Raw genomic sequence first — 8,790 nt, 5'->3', positions numbered from 1 at the left:
CTGCGCTCGATGCGCGGACACTTCCCAGATGTTCCACTGATTGTTGACGCGGGGCTCGGACGGCCGTCGCATGCGGCAACCGTCATGGAGCTCGGCTTTGACGCCGTGCTCCTGAACACAGCGGTCGCCAAGGCGGCTGATCCGGTCGGCATGGCGCGTGCGTTCGGCAAGGCGGTCGATGCCGGTCGTGAAGCTTTCAGTTCGGGAATGCTCGAACCGCGCGACGTCGCCGTGCCTTCGACACCGACTATCGGCAGGGCCGTTTTTTCATGACGCTTGATCCCTTCTACCTGATCGTTGATAGCGCTGCCTGGATCGAACGACTGGTGCCGCTCGGCGTCAAGCTGGTGCAGTTGCGCGTCAAGACCATGGACGAGACCGGGTTGCGCGCCGAAATCTGCAAGGCGAAGGCCTTTTGCGCCCAACACGAATGCCAGCTCATCGTCAACGACCACTGGCGCCTGGCGATCGAGGAAGGCTGCGACTTCGTCCATCTCGGCCAAGAGGATTTGGCGGCGGCCGACCTCGCGCGGATACGGGCGGCCGGCGTGAGGCTCGGGCTCAGCACGCATGATCATGCCGAACTGGAGACGGCCATAGCGGCCAAACCCGACTACATCGCGCTCGGGCCGGTCTATCCCACCATCCTGAAGAAGATGAAGTGGGCGCCGCAAGGACTTGTGCGAATCTGCGAGTGGAAGCGCTGGGCAGCACCCATTCCCCTGGTCGCCATAGGCGGCCTCAACCCTGATCGACTTAACGGTGTTTTCGCGGCGGGCGCGGACAGCGCGGCGGTGGTCACCGACATCACGCGAAACGAGGACCCCGAGGCGCGCACGCGAGAATGGATCGAAAAGACAGGCCGATGGCGCTGAGGAGAGACCCTTATGCTTGTCGTTGGTGGGTCTGACTCCAGCGGGGGTGCCGGACTTGTGCGCGATATCGAGACGATCTCGTCCCTTGACGTCCGGACCTGCGTGGCCGTTACCGCGCTGACTGTGCAGACACATAATGCGGTCAGCGAAGTGCACCCTTTGCAAGCCCAATTGGTGGCCGACTGCTGACCGCCGGGCCTCAGGCCCTGCTGATTAAGGGCGGCCACGCCTCAGGGCCTCGATCAACGGATATTCTCGTTCGGCCCAATCAATTGCCCATGCGCTTCGACGCTCCTCGACTGGGAAGAAAGATGCGCGGCACCGGTTGTGCCCTGGCCAGCGCGATCGCCGCGTGTCTGGCGACCGGGGGATCGACTGAGGCGGCCGTGCGTCGGGCCAAGCTGTTTGTGTTGGAAAAGCTTCGGCAAACCCCAGGTTAGAATCGGGCTCGATAGGGGCTCCACGTTATCGGCGAAACGGGTGCATTTGTGAGTTCGGCTGCTTTAGACATTGCTCGCGCGCCATGCGGTAGGGCGCCGACGCCTGACGTCGAAGAAGCGCGGCCGGCCGAAAGTCTCCCATGCGTCGAAGCCATTTTTGCGCGCGTTCAATCTTACGCTATCGACTGCGCCGAGTTTACAGCAACCCGTATTTGATGCGTCAAGCTTGTTTCCAACAAGATAATATGAGATTTGAGTGCCGAATAGATGTTCGTCACGGGCTTGTTGATTCAGGCAAAACTCAAATAGAAAGAGATAAGTATTACAATTGCACTTCATAGGTAAATTACTTATTCTTTCGATTCCGTGACGGGCGGCAAAGAAGGGGTTGCTGGTGATTTTTCAATCGATTGAAACGACATTCGAGATATGGGCCTCGTCACTACGCGAGGTGCGGTCTCGGATCAGGGGGCTTTTTCCTCAGGAACGCGTGGCGATTTCGGCCGGACTGTTCCTTGAAGGCCTGCTCCGGGACGGGCATCGCAAGACCGGCTGGATGCGCGCCGAGGCCGCCGGTGACCCCGGGCCGTGGCGCCAACAGGCCATTCTGGGTCGGGGCAAATGGGATGCAGACGCCTTGCGCGACATCGTGCGCGAATACGCGCTTGAAACGCTGGCTGACAACGAAGCGGTCCTCGTGATTGACGAGACGGGTTTCATCAAGCAAGGCAAGACGTCCTGTGGGGTAGCGCGGCAGGTCTGCGGGGCGACTGGCAACATGGCCAACTGCCAGATCGGGATGTTCGCTGCCTACGCATCCAGGCATGGGCATGCTTTCGTTGATCGCGCGCTGTATCTTCCGAGAGCCTGGACGGATGATCCCGCCCGCTTGGCGCGGGCCCATGTGCCTGCCGGCACGATTTTCGCAACAAAGTCCCGGCTGGCGCTGGATATGATCGCACGCATCATCGCTGCGGACGCGCCCTTAAGCTGGGTAGCTACTGACCGCATCTACGCTGGCGTCGACATCGAGATGGCCCTGCGACGCTGGTACAAGGCCTATGTGCTCGCCGTTAACGCTAACCATCACTTCGCTTCCCGAAATCGCCTTTTTCCAGCTGACGGCACGGCCGAGGATATCGCAGGGAACCTCGAGCCCTCCCTCTGGCGGAGCTTGCCTCTGGGAGAGGCAATACAGGGCTCGGAATCATGGGCTTACTACCCGTTCACTAACTCAGACGTCGCGGAGTGCGATAAAGCCCGCTCCGGGTCTTGGATGCCGGGACTCTTGATCCGACGCGATGCGAACCGCGCTCTCTCCTACTTTTCGACATGGTCTCCAGCGGGGACCGAGATCGAAACACTGATCGCGGTGCAGCAATGTTGCAGGATTATCGAGGAAGGGCTTCGCACGGCGAAGAGTGAACTCGGCCTCGACCATAACGAAACCCGTTCTTGGCACGGGTGGCACCGCCACGTCTCGCTGGTCATGCTCGCATTCGCGATGGTGTCGACCGTTCGTCACAAGGCGAGCCACGAGCCCCCGGGAGTGGTGGGAAGGCTCATGGGGACCAGTCGCCGATTCCAACGCTTGCTGGGGACTCCCAGGAAGTCGAAAACGAGATCGCTCGGCGCCGCGTCTGCCATCCCACGGCAAGATCAATCCGGCGAATGTCGCCGCACGCCCTTGCCGAGCAATCTGCCGCTCAAAACGCAATAGTAACGTGAGTTTCATTCATGAAATTATCCGTGAAAGGGCACTCCCAGCCGTCATTCGAATCGAGGCGGGTTCGCGTGGTCCGGGAGAAATGAAGAGATTGGTCATGCGACAAAATGCCGTGATCGGTGTCACACGTCATATCGAGATATCCCGACCTTACCAAGGGCGAAGTCAGGCACTCTGACACGCACTCGAATAGCTCTCGGAGGTTTTCTTGTTCAGGAGCGAGTTTCAATTTTGTTTCAGCAAACGGTTCGGAAGGCGGGGTTCCAGTGCAACAGTCCAGAAAGTTAGAGAACTTGCAGTTTGTCCAGGCAATGTTGAGAGAAATTCGTCAGATAGTGCAGGCAGACGGTGAGAGCCTCCTGACCTATTTGCTCGACATGTCTTACCTTGAAGCCAGCGATCGAATTAGGGCCACCTGGGCCTCGAAAGGTAACAAAGCCAAGTCCGACACCCTAGATAAGTAAAAGAGCCAGCGGCCGAGCGCTCCCCGGCTAGCATCCAGGTGAGTTCCGAACGCACTGGCGAAGAAAATGGGCCGCCGCTCTGCGCTTAGCTCTACCTCGGACGGCGCATGTTGTTCGTTGAGAGCGACGGCTCAGTCCCAAATCATCGCATTTGAGACGACAAATTGCGAATAGGCTGAAGAAAAGCAATGAGCATGTATATGGCCGGGCACGTCAGTCGGCATCTTCAGCCGCTACGTCGGAGACGGATATATTGGCAAGCAACAGTTCTTCATCGTAGCCGGCCAGCATAGAGGAAGTTGGAGCCTCGTCGGCCACGTTCGGGTCAGGCAAGGGCGCGCATCACCGCCTTGGTTGATTGCCGATGCAAAAGGCCCACCGCCTGCATCCGATGGGGCTCTGTGGAACAGTCCATAGGGACTGGCTAAAGGACAGTTCAGTGACTCCGAGGATCGGCTTCAATGTGACCCTTTAGGTGAGTTATGCATTGGCCAAACAGATAAAGGAAGAAGCTCTGGTCGCCTTTCGGCAGCGCGCATGCCTCTGCGCGGCCGGGAGCCCTCGGGACCGGAGTGCGGCGGCCATTTACCGTTTGTTGAGCATATTAGCTCACTGTCAATGCGGCCATGCTAGGTATCTCGTACATGGCCAAGGCCCCGGCAACCGACCCAGTTCCGGGGCCTTTGATTCCTAAAGCCGCTTGAAGTCGGCGAGCCCGAGACGAAGTGCTCACTTCTCGCAAAGGCTCGGGCGAAGGATTTCCAGTTGGAACACTCCGGTTGGTTCCGGCTCCGTCGCAAACTCCAGCTGAGTCGCAAGGTCGGTTGAACGTCACGCCGCGCTCATGCGGCGAGGATTTTCGGCATCGCCGGCGGCCACGGAACGGTACTCGTCATCGTTGGTGCACGTTTACTTTCGTGTGGGCAGGGGCTCGGAACAGCCGGGTCGTCGGAAGATATGCCGATGCAGCGCCTGCGCAGGCTGAGGCCTCCGTCCGTTCAGGCTGAGATCAAGTTCATCGGTTCGTGTTTGAATGGACCTGCTTGCTCCACGAACCATGGCCAGCGATCGGCAGCAGAGCGGATGCGTTCGATCACGTTCAACGATTCTTGTTGGGAAATGGAAGCGCCTTTGGCGATGGCGAGCAGATATTGTCGTCCTGGACTGTCAGGGGTCTTATCGATTGTTCCCTGTGTGGACGCCCTTGTCGCCTAGTGGAAGCAGAGGAGTTTGCCCGCGGTTAACCTTTCGTTAATAATGGCGGGATAGCCAAGAAGCGTCACTGCCCACCAATGGAATGTGACCTTAAAGACCCGGCCCAATCCCTCCAGATTGGGCCGGGTCTTTTTGTTAGCGAGAGCAAGGGCCGAGAGGTAGCTCTGTGCATGACGATCGTATCGTTTTGCACGGTGTATCGCCTTGATGATCGAGGGCGTACCCCGCCATTCTACTGACATGAAAATCCAGCGTCAGGATGTCGAGAGCCACGGCCAAAGTGCGGTTGGCTTGCGTTCTGCCGACCTTCTCGGCTTCGAGCGTGCTCCGCGCCTGAATGCAATTGCCCGTCAAAAACTGGTGTCTCCCCGGCTGGCATGCGCACAAGCGCCATCAGGTGCTTTCGAGTGCGCGATTGCGCGGATGCGATGAATATGAGTGGCGGGAGCGGAGGTCTGCGATGTGGGGTGACGAAGAGATTTCGGAGCGCCGAGAAAGATCGTTGACGAAAAAGCGCTGCAGCTCCTGCCGCATGGCGCGCAGCGGCAAGCCGCTTTCCCTCGCGAATTTTCATCCCGTCCACTGCCAATGGGAATCCTTGAATGATCTGCTCCTGATGCACGACGACCTCCGCGCGGTGCTCTTCGCCGAAAAGTCACTGGGCGAACTACCATTCAGGCCCTTCCTCTTAGGCGACACCAGGCCGGAACCTCTGGCAGAGCTATTTTGAGCCGGAGGGGACGAGCGACTGCCAGCAAAGATGCAGAAAGAGCTCATGTACAGGGACCCGGTGCTTCCGCGCCGATTGCAGAATTTTTTGCTCCTCGGCCGTCCCTATTTCGTCTTGACGAGTACGAACCTACTACCTATCTCACGGTCGCGTTAGCACTCGGCATAGGCGAGTGCTAACCACGCTCCGGCAACGGAGAACCGTTCAACAGCACCAGGGACATCCAAAAATGGCAAAGTCGAATTTCCGACCGCTGCATGACCGCGTGGTCGTTCGCCGCGTCGAGTCCGAAGCGAAGACCGCCGGCGGGATCATCATCCCAGATACCGCCAAGGAAAAGCCGCAGGAAGGCGAGATCATCGCCATCGGCTCGGGCGCTCGTGACGAAGCTGGCAAGCTCGTCCCGCTGGACGTCAAGGCTGGCGACCGCATCCTGTTCGGCAAGTGGTCGGGCACCGAAGTCAAGCTCAATGGTGAAGACCTTCTGATCATGAAGGAATCCGACATCATGGGCATCATCGGCTGACACGCTGCCGCCTTTCACCCGCACCATCCAATCTGAATTTCGGGCGAAATGCCCAGGAGTAAAAAATGGCTGCCAAAGACGTAAAATTCTCCCGTGATGCTCGCGAGCGCATGCTTCACGGCATCAACATTCTCGCCGACGCGGTGAAGGTCACGCTCGGCCCCAAGGGCCGCAACGTTGTCATCGACAAGTCGTTCGGCGCCCCGCGCATCACCAAGGACGGCGTTACCGTCGCCAAGGAAATCGAACTTTCCGACAAGTTCGAGAACATGGGCGCGCAGATGATCCGCGAAGTTGCTTCGAAGACCAACGACATCGCCGGCGACGGCACCACGACCGCGACCGTTCTGGCGCAGTCGATCGTCCAGGAAGGCCACAAGGCGGTTGCCGCCGGCATGAACCCGATGGACCTGAAGCGCGGCATCGATCTGGCCGTCACCGAAGTCGTCGCCCACCTCACCAAGAACGCCAAGAAGATCAAGACTTCCGAGGAAGTTGCCCAAGTCGGCACGATCTCAGCCAATGGCGAGACTGAAGTCGGCGCCATGATCGCGGAAGCGATGCAGAAGGTCGGCAACGAAGGCGTCATCACCGTCGAGGAAGCCAAGACCGCCGAGACCGAACTCGAAGTCGTCGAAGGCATGCAGTTCGACCGCGGTTACCTCAGCCCGTACTTCGTCACCAACGCCGACAAGATGGTTGCCGATCTCGAGGACGCATACATCCTGCTCCACGAGAAGAAGCTCTCCAACCTGCAGGCCATGCTGCCGGTCCTCGAGGCCGTCGTGCAGACCTCGAAGCCGCTGCTCATCATCTCGGAAGACGTCGAAGGCGAGGCTCTGGCCACGCTGGTCGTCAACAAGCTGCGTGGCGGCCTGAAGATCGCCGCCGTCAAGGCGCCGGGCTTCGGTGATCGCCGCAAGGCCATGCTGGAAGACCTCGCCATCCTGACCGGTGGCCAGGTCATCTCGGAAGACCTCGGCATCAAGCTCGAGAACGTCGGCCTCAACATGCTCGGCCGCGCCAAGAAGGTGTCGATCTCCAAGGAGAACACCACCATCGTCGACGGCGCCGGCAAGAAGGCCGAGATCCAGGGCCGCGTCGCCCAGATCAAGCAGCAGATCGAGGAGACCACCTCGGACTACGACAAGGAGAAGCTGCAGGAACGTCTCGCCAAGCTGGCGGGCGGCGTTGCGGTGATCCGCGTCGGCGGTGCGACCGAAGTCGAAGTCAAGGAAAAGAAGGACCGCGTCGATGACGCCCTCAACGCGACCCGCGCGGCCGTGGAAGAAGGCATCGTTGCAGGCGGCGGCGTTGCCCTGCTGCGCGCTTCGCAAGCCATCACCGTCACCGGCGCCAATGCCGACCAGACGGCCGGCATCGCCATCGTTCGTCGTGCGCTGCAGGCTCCGGCCCGCCAGATCGCGGCCAACGCCGGTGCGGAAGCATCGATCGTTGCCGGCAAGATCCTTGAGAACAAGGGCGCGACCTTCGGCTACAACGCCCAGACCGGCGAATATGGCGACATGATCGCCATGGGTATCGTCGACCCGATGAAGGTCGTGCGTACGGCTCTCCAGGACGCGGCTTCGGTCGCCGGCCTGCTGGTCACCACCGAAGCCATGATCGCGGAAGCCCCGAAGAAGGAGTCGGCTGGCGGCGGCATGCCGGGTGGGATGCCCGGCGGCGGCATGGGCGGCATGGGCGGCATGGATTTTTAAGGTTCACGCCTCTCAACAATCTCGGAAAGGGCGGCAGCAATGCCGCCCTTCCTTTGGCGCGGATCCGGTCGGAATAAGTTCGGCGCTCGCGAAATTTTGGAACGACGCTCGGGCCGCCATCGGCCTTGACGCGATGTCATGATCGAGCCGTCAAGCGGCTTCAGCCACGTGTGTTGAGCGTCGAGGCTTATGGCGAACCACCAGGTCGACCTTATAGTCGAGCCGATCGAGGCAGCGCACCAGGCGATCTATCGAGAACTTGCCAGTTCGCCCGGTGACGATCGCGGAGACGTCGGGCTGTTTCATCCCGAGCAATTCAGCTGATTTGGCCTGAGTTAGGCGCCGACGCTTAATGATGGCGCGGATCTCACGGGCCAGCTTCGCCTTGAGCAATTCCTCTTCGGGATTGTCAAGGCCGAGGTCCGCAAACACGTTGCCGCCGCTCACTTCGGCGGTGATGTCTTCTGTCATGACTTTGTTCCTTTCCCATAGTTTTCGCGATAGTGCGCCTCAGCGGCCTTCGATCGCACTGTCACGAGCTCGATTTCGTGCTTGGGCGTCTCTCTGCCCTTTTTCGACTTCTTCTGGAAGCAATGAAGGATGTAGATCACGCCAGCGAAGCGGACGGTGTAGACGGCGCGATAAGGTCTCAGTCAAAGTCATCGACCACCTCCAGGATGCTGCGGCCGCCAAATCCCTTAAGGGCTTTGACCGCCGCATGCTCCTCGCCATTCTGGGCGTCGTTGATTGCAACACCCATGACACGGCGAACATCGACGGGAAACTCACGCAGGTCGTCCCTTCGACGATCCCATCCATGCTGCGGGCTTTTGGTTTTTTCATTCGCACTTGCTTTCGTATGAACGCATTTTGGAGCACACCGGCCGTTTCCAGACCGGCACAATACCGCGTCGGATAGCCGTTGATCGCGCCTTGCAAGTCCGACCAGCCTGGGCGGCCCGATATCGGTGATAGCGCCGGTTTTGCTCTTCTTTTTGATGAGCCATCCGCCCTTGCTTTACCCTTCGTGGAGACCCAACTCGCGCAAATTCATGTCAGCTTCATAAATCCGTTGCGACTATTCCGTACATAG

10 protein-coding genes and 1 pseudogene are annotated in these 8,790 nt (G+C 59.5%); 9 read left to right on the top strand and 2 right to left on the bottom strand.

Features of this window, described 5'->3' with window-relative positions; all coding sequences use genetic code 11:
• The 9 genes and pseudogenes from OHD58_RS28760 to groL all read left to right on the top strand — a co-directional run.
• Positions 1-273: pseudogene (locus OHD58_RS28760) on the top strand (thiazole synthase); the annotation flags it as partial.
• The gene (locus OHD58_RS28755; RefSeq protein WP_263807033.1) at positions 270-875 is read left to right on the top strand and encodes a thiamine phosphate synthase; all 606 of its coding nucleotides are present in this window, start codon (positions 270-272) and stop codon (positions 873-875) included. The pseudogene OHD58_RS28760 and the gene OHD58_RS28755, both read left to right, overlap by 4 nt.
• 12 nt (positions 876-887) lie before the next feature.
• Positions 888-1,064, top strand: coding sequence for a hydroxymethylpyrimidine/phosphomethylpyrimidine kinase (locus OHD58_RS28750; RefSeq protein WP_263807032.1), 177 nt, complete (start codon positions 888-890; stop codon positions 1,062-1,064).
• Positions 1,046-1,315, top strand: a complete 270-nt coding sequence (locus OHD58_RS28745) for a bifunctional hydroxymethylpyrimidine kinase/phosphomethylpyrimidine kinase (protein ID WP_318528302.1) — start codon at positions 1,046-1,048, stop codon at positions 1,313-1,315. The genes OHD58_RS28750 and OHD58_RS28745 overlap by 19 nt, the downstream gene beginning before the upstream one ends.
• Positions 1,316-1,709: 394 nt before the next feature.
• Positions 1,710-3,035: an IS701 family transposase gene (locus OHD58_RS28740; RefSeq protein WP_263807038.1), complete on the top strand. Its 1,326-nt coding sequence runs from the start codon at positions 1,710-1,712 to the stop codon at positions 3,033-3,035.
• A gap of 1,892 nt (positions 3,036-4,927) precedes the next feature.
• Complete coding sequence (locus OHD58_RS28735) at positions 4,928-5,152, top strand: Tn3 family transposase (protein WP_412177312.1); 225 nt, start codon at positions 4,928-4,930, stop codon at positions 5,150-5,152.
• Positions 5,153-5,180: 28 nt separating this feature from the next.
• Complete coding sequence (locus tag OHD58_RS28730) at positions 5,181-5,450, top strand: hypothetical protein (protein ID WP_263807031.1); 270 nt, start codon at positions 5,181-5,183, stop codon at positions 5,448-5,450.
• A 229-nt stretch (positions 5,451-5,679) separates the two neighbouring features.
• Complete coding sequence (gene groES, locus OHD58_RS28725; protein WP_006199659.1) at positions 5,680-5,976, top strand: co-chaperone GroES; 297 nt, start codon at positions 5,680-5,682, stop codon at positions 5,974-5,976.
• Between the two features lie 65 nt (positions 5,977-6,041).
• Positions 6,042-7,697, top strand: coding sequence for a chaperonin GroEL (groL, locus tag OHD58_RS28720; RefSeq protein WP_263807030.1), 1,656 nt, complete (start codon positions 6,042-6,044; stop codon positions 7,695-7,697).
• A 150-nt stretch (positions 7,698-7,847) separates the two neighbouring features.
• Here groL and OHD58_RS28715 read toward each other — a convergent pair whose 3' ends face one another.
• Positions 7,848-8,168, bottom strand: coding sequence for a helix-turn-helix domain-containing protein (locus tag OHD58_RS28715; protein ID WP_263807029.1), 321 nt, complete (start codon positions 8,166-8,168; stop codon positions 7,848-7,850).
• Complete coding sequence (locus OHD58_RS28710; protein ID WP_263807028.1) at positions 8,165-8,308, bottom strand: type II toxin-antitoxin system RelE/ParE family toxin; 144 nt, start codon at positions 8,306-8,308, stop codon at positions 8,165-8,167. Before OHD58_RS28710 ends, OHD58_RS28715 begins: the two co-directional genes overlap by 4 nt.
• Between the last annotated feature and the right edge of the window lie 482 nt (positions 8,309-8,790).

The organism is Mesorhizobium sp. ZC-5 (genome assembly GCF_025753855.1).
Classification (GTDB): domain Bacteria; phylum Pseudomonadota; class Alphaproteobacteria; order Rhizobiales; family Rhizobiaceae; genus Neomesorhizobium.
Note: the sequence above shows the minus strand (reverse complement) of the source record. Positions and strands in the feature narration are given on the sequence as shown.

Bases quoted from the DNA above. Each gene is read 5' to 3' on its own strand.
- OHD58_RS28730 (WP_263807031.1), top strand. From the start codon at position 5,181: ATGTGGGGTGACGAAGAGATTTCGGAGCGCCGAGAAAGATCGTTGACG.
- groL (WP_263807030.1), top strand. From the start codon at position 6,042: ATGGCTGCCAAAGACGTAAAATTCTCCCGTGATGCTCGCGAGCGCATG.
- OHD58_RS28715 (WP_263807029.1), bottom strand. From the start codon at position 8,168: ATGACAGAAGACATCACCGCCGAAGTGAGCGGCGGCAACGTGTTTGCG.
- OHD58_RS28735 (WP_412177312.1), top strand. From the start codon at position 4,928: ATGATCGAGGGCGTACCCCGCCATTCTACTGACATGAAAATCCAGCGT.
- OHD58_RS28755 (WP_263807033.1), top strand. From the start codon at position 270: ATGACGCTTGATCCCTTCTACCTGATCGTTGATAGCGCTGCCTGGATC.
- OHD58_RS28750 (WP_263807032.1), top strand. From the start codon at position 888: ATGCTTGTCGTTGGTGGGTCTGACTCCAGCGGGGGTGCCGGACTTGTG.
- groES (WP_006199659.1), top strand. From the start codon at position 5,680: ATGGCAAAGTCGAATTTCCGACCGCTGCATGACCGCGTGGTCGTTCGC.